Genomic DNA, 16,765 nt, shown 5'->3' with positions numbered 1-16,765 from the left:
CCGTATCTTTACGCCATGTTGAAGCAGGACACATATGACCTGACAACCGGCGCCGGGCTGATCGCCTGTCCGCGCTGTGATGCCCTGCATATCGAGGAAGAGCTGTCGCTGGGCGAAACCGCCCGCTGCGTGCGCTGTGGCGGCGTGCTGGCACGACCGCAAAGCGGCGCCTTCACCCAGATCATCGCGCTGGCGATCACCACCATGGTGCTGGTCTTCGCGGCGGTGTTCTTCCCGTTCCTGGAAATCTCGCGCATGGGGCTGGGGCACGGGACTTCGCTGTTCGGGGTGGCCATCGCGCTGGCGGACGGGGCAATGGCCCCGATGGCGGTGGCGCTGCTGGCCTTCGTGGTCGGGCTGCCCGCCGTGCGCGCGCTGCTGCTGGTCTATACGCTGTGGCCGCTGGCGCGCAGACGACCGCCCTATGCCCATGCCGTGCGCGCCTTCCGGCTGTCGGAACAGCTGAAGCCCTGGTCCATGGCCGAGATCTTCATTATCGGTACCGCCGTGGCCATGGTGAAGGTGGCGGGTCTGGCCACGATCAGCTTCGGGCCGGCCTTCTGGGCCTTCGTGGCACTGGTCTTCGTCAGCCTCGCCAATCGCAGTTTCATGTGCGTCACCACGGTGTGGGATGCGCTGGAAGACGCCGGCGCGTCCACGGACGGTCGCGAAAAGGTCGAGGAAACCAAGCCCGCATGACCTCTCCATCCCTCGACGGCCCGGTCACCGATGCGCCCGAGCATGACCCGAACGCCTTTCCGGCCGACCACGCTTCCGCTCCGATCCTGACCGCGCATCGCGCCGGTCTGCTGGGCTGCCGCAGCTGCGGCCGGGTCTGGCCCGACGATCACACGGTCTGCGAGCGCTGCGGCGCCCGGCTGGTGCCCCCCGACCGGCGCGGGCTGGCGGCGGTCTGGGCGTGGCTGATCACCGGTATGATCTTCTATGTCCCGGCCAACCTGATGCCGATGATGACCACGCAAACGCTGGGGCGCAGCACCGATTCGACCATCATCGGCGGCGTTCTGGTGCTGCTCAAACACGGCGACTGGTTCATCGGCGGCGTGGTCTTCGCGGCATCGGTTCTGGTGCCCGTCGGCAAGTTCATCGCCATCATCTGGCTGGCCCGCGTCGCCGGCAAGCCCGCAACGGTCGAGGACGCCCATACCCGCCTGCATATCTACGAGGTGGTCGAGTTCATTGGCCGCTGGTCGATGATCGACGTTTTCGTGGTCGCCATCCTCGCTGCGCTGGTGCAGCTGGGCTTCGTCGCCGCCATCAAGCCCGGCCCGGCGGCAGTCTCGTTTGCGCTATCTGTTGCATTTACAATGCTGTCGGCGCAAAGCTTCGATCCTCGATTGATATGGCGCGGCCTGCCGCTGCATACCCGGAAAGACTGAGAATGAGTGAAGACAGCAGCTTTCGCCCGGCCAGTCCGGCCCGACGCACGGCAGCACGCGCGGCACAGGCCGGCTTCTCACTGATCTGGCTGGTGCCGATCCTGGCGCTGGCGGTGACGCTGGGGCTGACGTGGAACGCCTATTCCGGCCGCGGCGAGCTGATCTCGGTCGAATTCAAGGATGCGACCGGCATCACGCCGGGCCAGACCACGCTGAAATTCCGCGAGATCACCGTGGGCGAGGTGGAATCCGTCCGCTTCACCGAAGATCTGCGGAACGTTCTGGTCGAGATCCGCGTCGACAAGGACGTGATCCCCTATATCGACGCCGATGCCGAATTCTGGATCGTCCGGCCGACGGTGTCGGCGCAGGGCATTTCGCGTCTGGACACGGTGCTGTCAGGCGTTTTCATCGAAGGCTTCTGGGACTCCGCGCGCGGCCCGGAGGTCAAGCATTTCGTGGGCCTCGACAAGCCATCGCTGGCGCGGCTGGTGGGTGAAGGCACCCTGATCACGCTGTCCTCGCCGGGCGCCAAGGGTCTGGCCGAGGGCGCGCCCGTGACCTTCCGCGGGCTGGAAGTCGGGCGGATGCAGAACCTGCGCCTGTCGGATACGGATGAATCGGTGCTGGCCGATGTGTTCATCGAAGCCCCCCACGACCAGCGGCTGACCACCACCTCGGTCTTCTGGGACACTTCGGGCTTTTCGGTCTCGCTGGGATCGAAGGGCCTCAGTCTGAATGTCGCTTCGCTGTCGAAGCTGGTTCAGGGCGGCGTCGCCTTCACCACCTTGACCACCGGCGGACAGAAGGTTCCATCCGGTTACGTCTATCGGCTGCAACCCGACGAGGAGACCGCCCGGACCAGCCTGTTCGGTTCGGCCGAGGAGGATGTGCGCCTGACCATGCTGATCGACAACGACATCTCCGGGCTCAGCACCGATGCCGATGTGCTGTATGAAGGCCTGGTCGTCGGTCGGGTGACCGAACTTGGCGTCGATGTGGACGAAAGTCGCCCCGAAGACGAACAGGTCCAGCAGCGCGTCACCTTCGTGGTCGCGCCGGGCCGGTTGGGGCTGCAACAGGGCGCCAGCCACGATGACGCCCTGCGCTTCCTGCAGGAGCGGGTGGCGAAGGGGCTGCGGGCGCGGGTCACCTCGACCGGGTTCCTGGGCACGTCGCTGGCGATCCAGCTGGTCGAAGAACCGCTTATGCCGCCGGCGACGCTGAATATCGACCAGCAGCCCTATCCGGTCATGCCGTCGGCCCCGCCGGAGATCTCGGATCTGGGCGGTTCGGCAGAAGGGTTGATGCAACGGATTGGCAGCCTCAATATCGAGGAATTGCTGCAATCCGCGACCAACGCGCTGGATGCGATCACCAAGGTCGCCGCCTCGCCCGACACACAGGCGGTGCCCAAGGCCCTGCGCGAAACCCTGGACGAGGCCCGCAGCGCCGCCGCCGATGTGAAGGCGATGACCGCTGAGCTGCGCGAGGCCAATGCCGCCGCCAACCTGTCGCGCATGCTGGACGAGGCCGCATCGGCCGCCGAGGCTGTCAAACTCGCCGCAGCCGGCGCGCCCGAGATGATCGCCAAGATCGACACCGCCGCCGGCAAGGTGGGCGAGATCAGCTTTGCCGAAATCTCGGCCGAGGCCGAAGGCATCCTGTCGGATCTGCGCGCCATGCTGGGCAGCGAGGATGCCGAACAACTGCCGCGCAACCTGTCGGACACGCTGGAAGCGGCCTCGGGGCTGCTGAACGACCTGCGCGACGGCAACGCGGCGGGCAGTCTGAACGAGGCGCTCGGATCGGCCAAAGTCGCCGCCGACGAGGTCGCCGCAGCCGCCAAGACTCTGCCCGAACTGTCCGAACGCTTCCAGCGCCTGGCCGCGCGGGCCGAAGCCACCGTCGCCACCTATGGCGACAGCGGCGCCGTCAACCGCGAGGCGCGGGCGATGATCGTTGAGCTCAGCCGCGCGGCGGCCGCTTTCGGATCGCTGGCGCGGACCATCGAACGCAACCCTCAGGCCTTCATTCTGGGACGATAATCACATGAATCGCTTCGCCCTTTGCCTTGCCCTGACAACCACCGCACTGGGGCTTGCCGCCTGCGGGAACGGCACCCGCACCGCCCGTTACATCGTCGATCCGCCCTCGTCGCCGCAGATCACCAGCGACCAGCTTGGCGCAACCGAGCTGAAGACGGTGTCGCTGCCTGATTACGCGGCGGCCGACCCGATCCCGTGGCAGGACCCGGACGGATCGGTCCGCGCCAACAACAAGAAGGTCTGGGCCGACAAGCCCGAACGCGCCTTCACCGAAACGCTGGCCCGGACGATTTCGGAAATGTCAGGCGCCTCGGTCATTTCGGAGCCGTGGCCGCTGGCCAACCCGCCGCAGCACAAGCTGGACGTTCGGGTTGAAAAGGCTTTGGCGTCGAGCGACGGCTATTACCGCCTGAAAGGCCGCTATTTCCTCTCGGCCGAGGGCAGCGGGGCCGGCAGCCATCACACCCGTTATTTCGACATCGCCGTGCCGGTCGACCCGAAGAACCCGGCATCGGTGGCGCAGGCAGCGGCGCAGGCGATCAGCCAACTGGCCCAGCAGATCGCCTCGTTAGGCGGTGGCGGCACCACCATCGTGGCGAAGCGACCGGGCGGCGACCCCTATGCGGGGCTGCCGCCGCTGTTCTAGGCGCCGGCACCTTTCGGGCGTTACCTGCGGGGCGGCAGCTTAAGCCCGGCCATGATCTGTCCATGCAGCGCCGGCCCGGCGATGACCATGCCATCGCCCCAGGCCTGAGCCGTGTTGAAGCGCATCGGCGCGCCGTGCATGTCGGTAACCACGCCGCCTGCGCGTTCGGCAATCAGGCTGCCGGCGGCAATGTCCCATTCCCAGGCCGCCCGCAGCGACAGGGTGGCGTCGAAACGCCCCTCGGCCACCAGACACAGGCGCCATGCCAGCGAGGGGCGGAAGTGCCGGCGAAACTCGGGCGGCCGGCCGTCTTTCCAGAAGGCCGGGTCCAGGACCGATTTGGTCGCCAGCACATCGGCGCCTGGCAGGGTGGCATCACTGACGTGAATGGGATCGCCATTCAGCGTCGCCGGGCCATCGGCGGTGGCGGCATAGGTCAGGCCCATCACCGGCAGGTGGACGACGGCGGCGGTGATGCGGTCACCTTCGGCCACGGCCAGCGAATGGGAAAACCCCTCCTGTCCGTCGATGAATGCCCGCGTGCCATCGATCGGGTCGATGATGAAGCAATGCGCCGCATCCAGCCGGGCCGGGTTGTCGGGGCTTTCCTCGGACAGCCAGCCATAATCGGGGCGCGCGCCCAGCAACCGGCCGATCAGGAAGTCGTTGACGGCCAGATCGGCTTCGGTCACCGGACCGGCGCCATCGTCCTTTTCCCAGGTCGCCGGCTCGCGCCGCCAGTATCGGCGGGCGATCTGGCCCGCATCCTGTGCGGCCTGCACCAGCAGTTCGATATCAGGCCCCGGCAACGGTCATCCCCTCGATCAGCAGGCTGGGCACACGGATATTGCGCCAGTCGCGGGCGTCATTGGCGGGGGTCAGCCGCATCAGCATGTCGCGCAGGTTGCCGGCGATTGTGCATTCGTTGACGGGATGGCTGATCTTGCCGCCCTCGACCCAGAAGCCCGAAGCGCCGCGCGAATAATCCCCGGTGGTCGGATTGATCGACGCCCCCAGAAGCGAGGTCACCACCAGCCCGCGCCCCATCTGCGCGATCAGATCGCCGCGCGACTGGGTGCCTTCGGTCATCACGATGTTCGACACGCCGGGCGACGGCGGCGATCCCAGCCCACGCACCGCGCTGGCGGTGCTGTCCAGCCCCAGCTTCCGCCCCGTGGACAGATCCAGGAACCATCCGCGCAGGATGCCATCGGCCACGATGTCGCGTGGCGCCGTGGCCAACCCCTCGGCGTCGAACATGCGCGAGGCCGACATGCGCGGCAGATGCGGATTTTCATGCAGCGTGATGCCCTTGGGCAGGACCTGCATGTCCATCGCATCGCGCAACCAGCTGGAGCCACGGACGATGGCGCTGCCATTCACCGCCGCCAGCAGATGCCCGATCAGCCCCGAGGAGATGCGTTCATCATAAAGGATCGGAAAGGCCCCGGTCGGCGGCTTGACCGCGCCCGACCGCGCCGCCGCGCGTTCGCCGGCCAGCAGGCCGACTTCCTCGGGCGTGGGCATGTCGCTGGCCCAGATCCGGCCCTCGCCCGCATGATCGCGTTCCATCCGCAGCCCTGCCCCGCTGATCGCCGTGCAGCTGATCCCGTGCTGGCTGCGCCGGTGACCGCCTTCGAAGCCGTTGCTGAGCGCCAGCCAGCTTTCGCGTTCGGAATAGCTGGCGCTGGCGCTTTCGACGGTGCTGATGCCGGCGACCGACAGCGCCGCCGCCTCGGCCGCAAGGGCGCGTTCCTCCAGCATCTTCGGATCGGGTTCGGGGCCGGGATCGAACAGTTCCAGCGCCGTGCTGTCACGGTCGCGCGCCAGCTGATCGCGTTCGGCCAGCCCCAGGCTGTCATCGACCGGCGCGCTGCGCGCCATCGCCACCGCCCGGCGGGCCATCGTGTGAATGGTTTCCGGGCTGTGATCGGCGCCCGATACATTCGCCTGCCGGCCACCGATCAGCACGCGCAGGCCGATCTCGATCCCCTCGGCGCGTTCGGCATGTTCCAGCCTGCCGCCCCGCACGTCTATGCCGGTGGCCGAGGCCCGCAGCGCCAGCGCCTCGGCCTCGTCCGCACCGGCCTCGCGCGCGGCCTGCAACATCGCATGGGTCAGGGATTTCAGCATGGCGGTCCTTGCGAATAAGGGCCGCGATCGCGCCGCCCTGAATGAAAGCGGGCCGCCACGACGATGCGGGCGGCCCGGTCGTATCGGTCTGAGGACCGTTTTACTTCACCTGCTGGCCATTGGCAAAGACCTGCCCGCCCTCCTTGAACTCCAGTTCTGTGGTCAGCAGTTCGGGATTCTGCGGATCAGGCTTGGCGAACATCTGCAGCATCATCTTGGCGCCCATCATCTGTTCCGCCGGGACCAGACCAGCGGCGCCCAGCTTGTCCAGCAGCGCGTTCACGCCTTCGAACTTGCCCGAGATGGTGCCCACCGGGGTCTCCATATCGCCCTGCTCCGGTGCGGCCAGTTTGCCGGTCACATCGGCCTTGGCGCCCATGACATCCAGCGCCACCTTGTTGATGGTCAGCTCGCGCAGATCGGCCGGCGGCGCCATCATCTGCTCCATCAGGGCGGAGCGTTCCTCGTCGCTGAGGTTCGGGTCCTCCATCCGCGCCGCCGCATCCAGCGTGGTGGTGTCGAAGAGGTTGCGCAGCACCTTGACCGCACCGGCCAGATCGACTTCGAGGCTGGCCGGGTCACGCGGCAGCGCCTTGTTCGGGTCGAACAGGCCCCAGACGCTGTCGGTCAGCGTCACGTCGCCGAGCTTGTAGCTTGCGGTGAAATTCTGCGGCTGTTCGGCCATGGCGACCGGGAAGTCCAGATTGAAGGTCGCATTGCCGACGCCATAGCCGACCGGCACCGGCACTTCGGGAAGGGTCATTTCGGCATTGGACGCGCCAGCGGTCCCCGCATAGGCGAGGCGGGTCTTGTCCATGGCGAAGGTCAGCACGTTGTCCGCACCGGCGAAGTTCATCGCCACGTTGCGGTTCTGGCCTTCCTCGTCCTTGGTCACCATGTCCAGGTTGCCGGTCGCGTTGGCGATCTTCAGGTCGCCCTTGGCGGTCATGCCGGCCTGCAGCATCGCCGTCAGATCGCCCGCGGCCACGCCCCCTGCGGGCAGCAGGGTGTCGCTGTTCATCGCCAGGCCGGTAAGCACGAACTGGCCCTTGCCGCTTTCACCGTCATCCCCGCTCACGTCGAGGTTGAAGGTGATGCTGTCGGCCGTGGCGGACTGGATGATCTTCTGTGTCTCGGTGCCCTCGACGCGGTCATCGCCCTTCAGATTGGCGACCACGATGGAGGCCGGGTTCTGGATGACCTTGCCGTTGTTCAGCTCGACCTGCGCCACGGCGATGTCCAGTTGCGGCAGCAGATAGGTATAGACCATTGCTTCGCCGTCCTCTCGGACGGTGATGTCCTCATTGGCGACCTTGGCCGTCATGGTGACCTTGCGCGGTTCGACCGCCGGCTGGTCGTCCATCCTGTCCATGGCTTCTTCGTTGGCGGTGGCAGCGTCACCTGCAGCTTGAGCGGCATCGGCCGCCGCATCGGCGGCGTCACCTGCAGCCTGAGCGGCATCGCCAGCCGCGTCAGCAGCGGCGGCGTCCTGTTCGGCCGCATCCGCTGGGTCGTTCGCCGCATCGGCAGCCTCGGTGGCGGCTTCCGCGCCCTCGTTCGCGGCCTCATCGATGGGGGCGACATTGGGCAGGTCCAGGATCACCGTCATCTCATCGGCCATATCCATGCGGACCGCGCCATCGCCCGTCGCCGAGAAGACCATCTTGCCCATGTCGATGCGGGTTTCGGCGCCTTCGGTCTTCTGGGTCAGCACCAGATCGTTCACGGTCAGTGTATCGCCGGCCTCGTCCACGCTGGCGCTTTCGACCGTCATTCCATAGCGGGTATAGTAACTGTTGAGATTTTCCCAGACGGATTTCGGCGTAACTTCCGCCAATGCGGGCGTCGCGGCGAGGATCATGCCGATGGCAGTGGCGGAGGTCAGCTTCTTCATATGAGTCACCTTGTAGACGTAAAATTGAACATGGACTGATCGCTAAACGCGCCAAACCGTAAAGCGGTCCCGCACATTCGTCCAGAATGGTCAGATGAAACCTGCCTCGCGATCGGGAAATTCTTCGCGAGGTAGATGGAACGGCGCCGCGATCGTCCCCCTTGAAGAAAAAGACCCGCCGCGCGGTGGCGGCAGGTCATTTTATCGGTCAGGTCTCCGGCCTCAGGCGTAGGCAGCTTCCTTGCCGAAATGCTTGGTCAGCATGTAATAGATGACCGGACGGTATTTGTTGCGGTTGGCGCTGCCGTAATCGGTCATCACTTTGGAAATGGCTTCATCCAGCGCCGGCCCGTCGCTGAGGCCCAGCTTCCTGATCAGGAAATTGGTCTTGACCCGGTCCAGTTCCGTGCGGTCGCTGCCGGCGACGGTTTCGCTGTCGGCATTGTAGATCGAAGGGCCGCAGCCGATCACCACCTTGGTCAGCAGATCCATGTCGGCGTCGACACCCAGCTTGGCCTTCATATCGGCGGCGTATTTCGCAATCAGATCGTCACGCTTGCTCATTCATCGTCTCCCTGCGGTTCCGCGACTGATCTTTGTCAATCGCAGGCACAGCCTAGAGGCGCGCAATCCATCCGTAAAGTTTTCCAAGCGACCGCGCGGTTCAATAATCCTTCTCGAACGCCACGCCCAAGGTGGTATCGCCGTCGCTGCCGACCGAGCCGCGCACCGTCATCGCCTCGGTCACATCAAGGTTGAGGTTGATGCGGCTCTTGCCCTCATCATCCACCTCGACATCGGTATAGACGTTGCGGGTCAGGTATTTGCCGGCCCGGACCGCGACGCTGCCGTCGTCATTGATGGTCATGTCGAGATCATCGAGGCCGGTTGCCTCGCGGATATTGCCGATAATGCCGATGCCGCCGCGTCCCGCCAGCACCGCCAGCGCATTGGCCAGCTGCGCGGCCTGAAGCGGGCTGATCTGGTCCAGACCGCGACCGAACAGCAGGTAGGACAGCACCTCCTCCTCGGGCAGTTCGGGATCGGATTCAAAGGTGATGTCGGGCTCGCGAAGGTCGCCGTCGATCACGATACGAATGCTGATGTCGCTTTGGGTATGGATGGCGACCAGACGCAGCACCGGCACCAAGCTGCCCTGCATCTCAATCAGGCCCTCGACCAGATCGAACCGCTTGCCCAACAGGTCGACGCGGCCCCGGATCAGCGACAGATGGCCGATCGGCACCGGCGTGCGGGCATCGCCGGTCAGGCGCAGGTCGCCGCCCAGTTCGGCATCAACGCCGCGGCCACGCACGAAAATCTGGTTGGGCGCATTGATGGTCAGATCGAACCGCGCCGGATTGGCAGGGGGCGTCGCTGCCGGACCCGCCAGCCCCGCCGCCTGCGCGGCCGCGCTGCCGTAAGGCTCCAGCCCGGCCTTGGCGCGGGTGGCGGCGGCTTTCCAGTCGTCGCCGACATGGATGATGGGGGGGATCGCCTGCGCGCCGCCAAGCCCGGACGATGGGATGCGGAATTCGGCCTCAAGGATATTGACGGTGCCGCTGACCAGCGGGCCGTCCGTCGCCCGCCCGGTGATCGAGACTGTGCCAGCGGCCGTGAGTTCATAAAGCGCCGGATCGCGCAGAACAGCGTTGTTGAGCCGCGCCGTCAGGTCCAGCACCGGACTGCCCGTCCGCAGGTCGACGCTGCCGTTCACCGCCAGTCCGCCACCGGCGCTGACATCGCCATCGACATCCAGCCGGATGACGCCGCGATCAAAACGCGCGATCAGGTTCAGATCCTCGACCGAAAGGCCAAGGCGCGGCTCGGCCAAGCGGTTATCGGTCAGATTCACAGTGCCGCTGATCGCCTCCAGCCCCGGCGTCCCCTGCATGCGCAGATCGAACGAGGCCGGTCCCTCGATACTGCGCGTCCGCAGCAAGGGGTTTACAACGGCGGTGTCGCTGACACCCGAAACGCGCAGGTCGGTCGCCTCGCCCGCCAGGCTGCCCGAGAGCTGCGCGCGGGTGCCCCCCGGCGCGGTGATCGCGATATCGAGGTCGTTGCGGCCCTCGGCCTGGCGCAGGGTGCCGGTCGCCTGCGCGGGGCCGTCAAGACCGGGCACCAGCACCGACAGGTTGGCCAGTCGTGCATCGATGTTCAGCGCCTCGGCCGGGTTGCCGTCGGGCAGCACCTGCACCTGCGGGTTGCGCGCGTCAAGGCGTTCCAGCCGGAAGCCCTGAGGGCCCTGCACTGCGGCCAGCTGGAACCGGGTCTGGCCGCCCAGCAGCCCATCGACGCGGGAATTGCCGATGGCCAGACCGTTGGCGCTGCCCTCGGCGGTGATGCGGCGCTGCCCGTCGGGCAGGTCGACCACCTGCGCCTGACCGGTCAGGGTGCCGCGCAGGTTGCTGGTCACAAAGCCCAGATTGGCGGTTTCCAGCTGGGCGCGCAGATCGGTCTGCCCGGCGCCGTAAGTGCCCGCGGCCGTCGCCGTGATCTGCCCGTTCTGGGCGCGCGCCTCCTCCAGCCGGATCAGGGCGCCGGCGCGGGTGCCGCGGGCGACGAAGGTGGTGTCGCCGCGCAGCGCGCTGTTCAGCTGCGCCGACCCGGCCGAGATATCGGTGCCCGTCCCGGTCACGTCGAAATGCGTCAGGCCGCCCTGATCACGCAGCTTGACCCCGGCCTGAACCGACCCGCTATAGCCGGCGCCGAGGAATGCCAGATTGCGGCTGACCGCCTGAGCTTCGAAATCGGTCTGGCCGCCCCCGATCACGCCCTTGCCATCCACCTGCACCTGCGGGTTTTCGGCCTGCATCCGGGTGATGGTGAACCGGCCGCCTTCCTGCACGGCCTGAACCGCCAGGCGGGTTTCACCCGACAGCGCGGCGTCGGCCTGCGCATTTCCGACCCGCAGCGCCTGCGCGGTGCCGGTCATGTCAAAGCTGCGCCCGTCGGTCCCGTCTGCGACCTTTATCTGCGCATCCAGCGCTCCGCCGAAGCCGCGCCCCAGGAAAGCCAGATCGCCCGCCCGTAGGGTCGCGTCCAGATCCGTCTGGCCCGTCCCCCATGTCCCCGAGGCATTCGCGGTCAGTTGCGGATGGTCGATCTGTGCCTCATCGACGGTAATCAGCCCGTCTTTCTGGCTGCCTTGCGCCTGAATCCGCGTCTCGCCCTTCAGTGCCCGGTCGGGGCCGGCCTGATTCAGTGCCAGATCGGTGGCGGTCCCTGTCAGGGTAAAGTTGCGGCCGCCCTGCCCGTCATCGGTCAAGGTGGCATCGGCATTCAGCGCCCCCGAAGCGCCCAGCCCGAAATCGGCAAGATCGCCCAGCCGCAGTTGGGCCTTCGCATCGGTTCCGGTGGGCGCGATCACCCCCGAGGCGCGGATCTGGTTCTGATCCGACAGCAGGTCGGCCTTTTCGATGGTGTAGGTGCCGTCGCGCTCCAGCGCCGAGATGTCGATCTGGCTGCGTCCATTCGCGCCCTGAAGCCCGGCCTGCCCCAGCGCGAGGTTTTCGCCCTCGCCGGTCACGGTCAGGCGGCGCGCGCCATCGCCGGTATCGGCAAAGCGGGCATCCACATCCAGCGCGCCCTGAAGGCCCAGCCCCAGCGAGGCGAGGTCGCGCACCACGATCTTCGCCGTCGCATCGGTGCGTGTATCGCCAATATCGCCCTCTGCGGTGATGTTAAGCTGGTCGTTGACCACATTCGCCCGCGCGATGTGAATGGCGCCGCCCTTGGCCTGCTCGGCCAGAATGTCCAGCGTCGTGGTGCCCGTCAGGGCAGCATCGGCCTGCGCCTGACCGAGCCGGATGTTCTGGCCGGTGCCGCCGATCTCGACCTGCCGTGTGCCGGCATCATCAGTGCTGAGTTTGGCCGTCGCATCCAGCGACCCTTCCCAGCCGCGCCCCAGCAGGGACAGGTCCTGCACCTGCGCCGCCGCCTGCCCGTCGACAGCCCCGTCCTTGATTCGGCCCGAGGCGTTCGCCGTCATCTGCGGGTTGCGGATATCGACGGATTTCACCTCGATCGCGCCGTCGGGGGTCTGCTCGGCCAAAAGCGTGATATCTGTCTGCCCCGACAGCGCCCCGTCCGCATTGACCTGACCCAGCGCGATGTTCTGCCCGACCGCGTCGACGCGCAGGTTGCGGGCGCCGCCCGGTGCCTGGGTAAGGATCGCGTCGGCGCTGAGCGCGCCCTGCCAACGCGCCGCCAGCGCACCGAGGGTGCCGATTTCGGCATGGGCGTTGATATTCGTCCCCGAGGGCGAAATCGCCCCCTTCGCGGTGGCCACCAACTGCCGGTTTTCGGCCCGCGCCTCGGTGATGTTCAGCAGGTCGCCCTTCTGCTCGGCGCTGACCGTCAGGCGGGTCTCGCCGCGCAGGGCATTATCGGCCTGCGCCTGCCCGACCGACAGATCCGTGCCGGTGCCGGTCACGGTGATGCTGCGGGTCTCGCCCTCGGTCTGGATCTGGGCAGTGGCCTTCAGCAGGCCGCCGAAGTTCTGGCCCAATGCACCCAGATCGCTGAAATCGAGATCGAACCGCCCGTCCACATCGCCGCCGGCGAAACTGCCCGCGCCGGTCAGGGCCAGTTGCGGGTTCTTCAATTCCAGCCCCGTCAGGTTGAAGCTGCCCCCTTCCTGTTCCCGCACCGTCGCCGTCAGTTGCGACTCGCCCGAGAACGCGCCATCCAGCGCCGCAATGCCGGTCTTCAACCCGGTCGCCCGACCTTTCAACGCGGCCTGACGGGCACCCGGCGCGCCGGTCAGACGCGCCTGCGCGGTCAGCGCGCCTTCAAAGGCGGGGTCGAGATCAGCCAGCGTCGGCATGTTGAAAGTGGCGGTCAGGTCGACATTGTCGCCGGTGAGATTACCATTCGCGGACAGGCTGATGCGCTGCGCGTTGACGGTCAGTTCGCGCAGTTCGGTCCCGTCCTCGGTCCGCCCGGCCGAGATGTCGATGGTCGACTCCCCCGCCAGCAGCCGGTCCATCCGCGGCTCGTCCACGGTCAGATCGGTGCCAGTTACGGTGCCCTCAACGTCGAAGGCCCCGGTCAGAACCTGATAATATCCGGCCAGATCGGCCTCGGCCCGGCCCGAAAGCTGCCGCCCCGCCAGCTCGGACAGGTTGGACAGGTCGTCATGCCGCGCAATCAGTTGCTCGGTCGACAGCACGATTCCCGATGTCAGACCGTCCACCGTCAATGCCCCGTCCAGCCCGTAATCCTTGCCCGAGATCTCCATCCCGGTCAGCGCAAACACCTGTCCCGGCGTGTATTCGAACGAGGTCTTGCCCGAAATGCGGTCGCCCACCACCTTCTGCAGGCGCTCGCTGACCAGCTGGATACCGCTGGCATCGAAGCTGAAGCTGCCACTGTCCTTCTGCACCGCGCCGCCGACGGCCTCCATCATCCGGCCCTGACCGTCCAAGTCCAGCCGCGCGATGCGAGTGCCTTCGCGGTCGATCTCGCTCAGCCAGCCTTTCAGCGTCCAGTCCGGCCCACGCGCGGTATCCATGCCAATCGCCAATTCGCCCGACAACACGGTGATCGGTGGGTCGACGAAGGGGATCTTGACGGGAAGCGTGTCGGCGCCGGCCTGCTGGCCGAAGTCGACCTGAAGATCGACCAGTTGGGGCGCATTCTGGTCATTGGTCACCAGCCGGCCGTCGATCTTCAATGCGTCAGTGTCGAGGTTCAGGGATTCGATGTCCAGCTGTCCGCCATCCCCCCGCCAGCCCTTGGCGACGATCTGCGTGCTGTTGCCAAAGAATTCGCGGTTTTCGGGCGGCAGCAAGGTCGACAGGTCGCCGCCGAGCTGCAGGTCAAAGCTGTTGCCATCCGATCCGTCCGGCCCCTTCGCCCCATTCAGCACGAGTTTGCCGGTCACCCGATCGACGCCATCGGTGGCGATCTGCGCCTCGCCCGAAAAATCGTCGAGCGGGCCCGACCCCTTGACGGTTGCGGCAACGGCGGGACGTCCCTCGATCCGGGCGAAGCGCGAAAAGATGCCGTTAGGATCCTCGTCCAGCGTCAGGTCGATATCCAGCATCCGGCTGGTGTTATCAAAGCTGCCCTTGAAGACGAAATCGCCCTTCTTGCCGTCGGTGCGGTTGACGACGACATCGGCGGTGCCCTCGCCGCCCTCCAGCGACATGGCACCGGTGACCGCGATCTCGGCCTCCTCGCCGATCACGGGGCTACCCAGCACGACGCGCGGGGCCGAGATCTTCGCGATATTGATGCCCACCGGAAGCTCGGGCAGGTTGAAACTGCGGGCCTCGGCGCGGGTCGTGGCGGCGTCTTCTTCGGATTTCGGCAGTCGCGGGATCTCGATCAGCGCGGCGCTGAGCTCGCCGATGTCCACGCGCCCGCGCAGCAGGGCCGAACGCGTCCACTGAATCGCCCCGTCCTGCAGCACCAACCAGGTGCCCTCGTCGTCAGAAATGGTGATGCGCGCGAAGGTTGCGCGCGAGGACAGCGCCCCCTGAAAGCCGTCGATCTGGACCTTGCGCCCGGCGCCCGACAACCGGCTTTGCAGAAACCGGGTCAGAAAACCCTTGTCGTCCTCGGCCTCCAGCGCCATGCGCGCGATCGAGGCGTCATCCTTCGGCTCCTCCTGCGCGGGGGCGGCAAGCGGCAGCATGATGGCCAGCGCGAGAACGAGAAGGATACGCTGCAACATCAGAACGCCTGCCCCAGACCAAGATACAATTGAACCCGGCTGGCATCGTTGTCGCTGGGGTTGATCGGGGTGGCGACATCCAGCCGGATCGGCCCGATCGGGGTGTCATAGCGCACGCCCACGCCGGCGCCGGCCTCCCACAGGGTATTGCCGTTCCATGCGCCCTCATCCCAGATCTGCGCCGCATCGACGAAAACCACCGCGCCGATCTTCGGACGGACCTGATAGCGGCCCTCGACGCTGAAATTCACCACGCTTTGACCACCAACATAGGCCTCGGTGTCCGAATCCCCCAGCGGGATGCGGAAGCCCAACGATTCATAGGAATGCCCGCGCACGCTGCCGCCACCGCCCTCGAAAAACAGATAGTCGGGCTGCACATCAAGGATATCGGGACCAATGACCGTGCCCGCACGCAGGCGGCCGGCGAAGGTCAGCTTTTCATCCTGCAACATGCTGCGATAGATGCGCCCCTCGCCAAGGATCTGCGCGCCCGAGCCGGTATCCTTCAGCCCGACAAAGGGGGTGAAACCGCCCGACAACCAATAGCCCTTCTTGGCATTGTATCTGTCGTCACGGCGGTCCCAGGTGACCGAGGACGGCAAGGAGACAGTGCTGAACTCGAAAAAGCCGGAGCCGTAATCCACTTTCGCATATTGGAATTTCAGCGCGATATCGGCAGTCAGCCTTTCGCTGCGATAATAGTTGAACCCTAAGGCGAATGCCGCGCTTTTCTCGTAATATTCCGGCTCGCTCTCCTCCTCCAGATCGAGATCGATATAGCCGGTGATATCGGGATGAAGGGTAGCGGGCCGGTCCAGCCGCATGCCGAAGGAATAGTCGCGCACATCGGTATCGGCCTTGATGTCGCTGACCTGTGCCTCAATGCGGAAGCGTTCCCCCCCGCCCAACAGGTTGCGATGCAGCCAATAGGCCGAGACCATGGCGCCGTCGGTGGTCGAAATCTCAAAGGCCGCCCCGATCCGGCGCGGCTTCTGCTCCACCACCGTCAGCCCGACATCCATCGAGTCATCGGGATTCAGCGTCTCCGCCTCGACCAGGGTAATGGCTGAAAAAATTCCCGAACGGCGCAGGCGCTTGCGTACCTGTTCCAGCTTTTCGGGACTGAATCTCTCACCTTCGGGATAGCCAGCGATCTTCAGCAGCCGCCGGGTCGACAGGCGCTGATTGCCGGTTGCGTGCAGCGGGCCGAACGTGACCGGCGGCCCGGGATTCAGCACGATATTCGATTCCAGCTTCGACACATTGTGGTCGGCGATGATTTCCTGCGAGGCGACCTTGGCCTTGGCATGGCTGACATTGCGCCAATCGCTGATCGCGGTCGAGGCGGCGCGCTTGATGTACCCGGTTCCGGCGATCTTGCCGACGCCATAAGGCTCGATCGGTCGGGTGCCGGGGGCGAGCTGACCGATATCGGCGCGGGCATAGCGGAACTGCGGCCCCGGATCGATCGTGACCAGAACACGACCGACGTAACGCGGCGCATCGAGGGGCGCAATCTCGGCCGCTTCCACCCCGTCGAGGGTGATGTTGATGATGCTGGAGAAATAACCCTCGTCATACATCAGGCCGAGGAAGCGGGCGTAATCGCCGCGCGCGGCGGCCAGAACATCCTGCCCGGTGGCGCGATCCTCCGCCAGGGCCGCGGCGACCAGTGACGAATTGCGCAGCGGGCCCTTCAAACTTTCCTGGCCGTCGATGATGACGAAATCAAGCTGGACGGGCGGCCCCAGAACCTCGCCATCCTCGGTCGTCACCGGCTTTTCGCCGCGATCGAACAGCCGTTGCAACCCCGCGAAGGGGTTGGATGACGATGCCGATTGCGCCGCAGCCTGCACGACCACGACCGTCGCCAAACCCATGGCGATGATGGCAACCTTTGCGGTTTGCTGCATCCCTGCCCCTCTTGCCCGTGGGCGTGAGTTTTGCAGCATCACA

At 66.1% G+C, this 16,765-nt stretch carries 10 protein-coding genes; 4 read left to right on the top strand and 6 right to left on the bottom strand.

Translation table 11 applies throughout. The annotated features are described in order from the left end of the window. Positions 1-15 precede the first annotated feature (15 nt). Genes H1S04_RS09625 through H1S04_RS09610 form a run of 4 tightly spaced genes read left to right on the top strand, consistent with a single transcriptional unit; the run spans position 16 to position 4,094 of the window. Entirely contained in the window at positions 16-699 is a 684-nt protein-coding gene (locus tag H1S04_RS09625; protein ID WP_181745264.1) for a paraquat-inducible protein A, read from the top strand. Beyond that, positions 696-1,400 (top strand): paraquat-inducible protein A, encoded by a 705-nt coding sequence (locus H1S04_RS09620; RefSeq protein ID WP_181745263.1) that lies wholly within the window; start codon positions 696-698, stop codon positions 1,398-1,400. The genes H1S04_RS09625 and H1S04_RS09620 overlap by 4 nt, the downstream gene beginning before the upstream one ends. Before the next feature lie 2 nt (positions 1,401-1,402). Continuing rightward, positions 1,403-3,448, top strand: coding sequence for an intermembrane transport protein PqiB (locus H1S04_RS09615; protein WP_181745262.1), 2,046 nt, complete (start codon positions 1,403-1,405; stop codon positions 3,446-3,448). A gap of 4 nt (positions 3,449-3,452) precedes the next feature. Next, positions 3,453-4,094 (top strand): membrane integrity-associated transporter subunit PqiC, encoded by a 642-nt coding sequence (locus H1S04_RS09610; RefSeq protein ID WP_181745261.1) that lies wholly within the window; start codon positions 3,453-3,455, stop codon positions 4,092-4,094. Between the two features lie 20 nt (positions 4,095-4,114). On the opposite strand, the gene H1S04_RS09605 is transcribed toward H1S04_RS09610, so the two are convergent. The 6 genes from H1S04_RS09605 to H1S04_RS09580 form a co-directional block, all read right to left on the bottom strand. Further along, entirely contained in the window at positions 4,115-4,903 is a 789-nt protein-coding gene (locus H1S04_RS09605; RefSeq protein ID WP_181745260.1) for a 3'(2'),5'-bisphosphate nucleotidase CysQ, read from the bottom strand. Continuing rightward, a complete protein-coding gene (locus H1S04_RS09600; protein WP_181745259.1) occupies positions 4,890-6,227 on the bottom strand; it encodes a TldD/PmbA family protein in 1,338 nt (445 codons plus the stop codon). The genes H1S04_RS09605 and H1S04_RS09600 overlap by 14 nt, the downstream gene beginning before the upstream one ends. Before the next feature lie 100 nt (positions 6,228-6,327). Next, on the bottom strand, positions 6,328-8,121 hold the full coding sequence (locus tag H1S04_RS09595; protein ID WP_181745258.1) for a DUF2125 domain-containing protein: 1,794 nt from the start codon (positions 8,119-8,121) through the stop codon (positions 6,328-6,330). Between the two features lie 222 nt (positions 8,122-8,343). Beyond that, on the bottom strand, positions 8,344-8,685 hold the full coding sequence (locus H1S04_RS09590) for a DUF2853 family protein (RefSeq protein WP_181745257.1): 342 nt from the start codon (positions 8,683-8,685) through the stop codon (positions 8,344-8,346). 100 nt (positions 8,686-8,785) lie between these two features. Next, the gene (locus tag H1S04_RS09585) at positions 8,786-14,806 is read right to left on the bottom strand and encodes a translocation/assembly module TamB domain-containing protein (RefSeq protein ID WP_181745256.1); all 6,021 of its coding nucleotides are present in this window, start codon (positions 14,804-14,806) and stop codon (positions 8,786-8,788) included. Further along, the gene (locus tag H1S04_RS09580) at positions 14,806-16,722 is read right to left on the bottom strand and encodes an autotransporter assembly complex family protein (protein WP_181745255.1); all 1,917 of its coding nucleotides are present in this window, start codon (positions 16,720-16,722) and stop codon (positions 14,806-14,808) included. The genes H1S04_RS09585 and H1S04_RS09580 overlap by 1 nt, the downstream gene beginning before the upstream one ends. Between the last annotated feature and the right edge of the window lie 43 nt (positions 16,723-16,765).

Source organism: Paracoccus sp. S1E-3 (assembly GCF_013868135.1).
Lineage (GTDB): Bacteria > Pseudomonadota > Alphaproteobacteria > Rhodobacterales > Rhodobacteraceae > Paracoccus.
The sequence above is the reverse complement of the archived record's forward strand: the minus strand, read 5'-3'. Positions and strand labels throughout refer to the sequence as shown.

Excerpts from the sequence above, each read along its gene's own strand:
- H1S04_RS09625 (WP_181745264.1), top strand. The coding sequence starts at position 16 with ATGTTGAAGCAGGACACATATGACCTGACAACCGGCGCCGGGCTGATC.
- H1S04_RS09620 (WP_181745263.1), top strand. The coding sequence starts at position 696 with ATGACCTCTCCATCCCTCGACGGCCCGGTCACCGATGCGCCCGAGCAT.
- H1S04_RS09615 (WP_181745262.1), top strand. The coding sequence starts at position 1,403 with ATGAGTGAAGACAGCAGCTTTCGCCCGGCCAGTCCGGCCCGACGCACG.
- H1S04_RS09610 (WP_181745261.1), top strand. The coding sequence starts at position 3,453 with ATGAATCGCTTCGCCCTTTGCCTTGCCCTGACAACCACCGCACTGGGG.
- H1S04_RS09600 (WP_181745259.1), bottom strand. The coding sequence starts at position 6,227 with ATGCTGAAATCCCTGACCCATGCGATGTTGCAGGCCGCGCGCGAGGCC.
- H1S04_RS09595 (WP_181745258.1), bottom strand. The coding sequence starts at position 8,121 with ATGAAGAAGCTGACCTCCGCCACTGCCATCGGCATGATCCTCGCCGCG.
- H1S04_RS09590 (WP_181745257.1), bottom strand. The coding sequence starts at position 8,685 with ATGAGCAAGCGTGACGATCTGATTGCGAAATACGCCGCCGATATGAAG.
- H1S04_RS09585 (WP_181745256.1), bottom strand. The coding sequence starts at position 14,806 with ATGTTGCAGCGTATCCTTCTCGTTCTCGCGCTGGCCATCATGCTGCCG.
- H1S04_RS09580 (WP_181745255.1), bottom strand. The coding sequence starts at position 16,722 with ATGCAGCAAACCGCAAAGGTTGCCATCATCGCCATGGGTTTGGCGACG.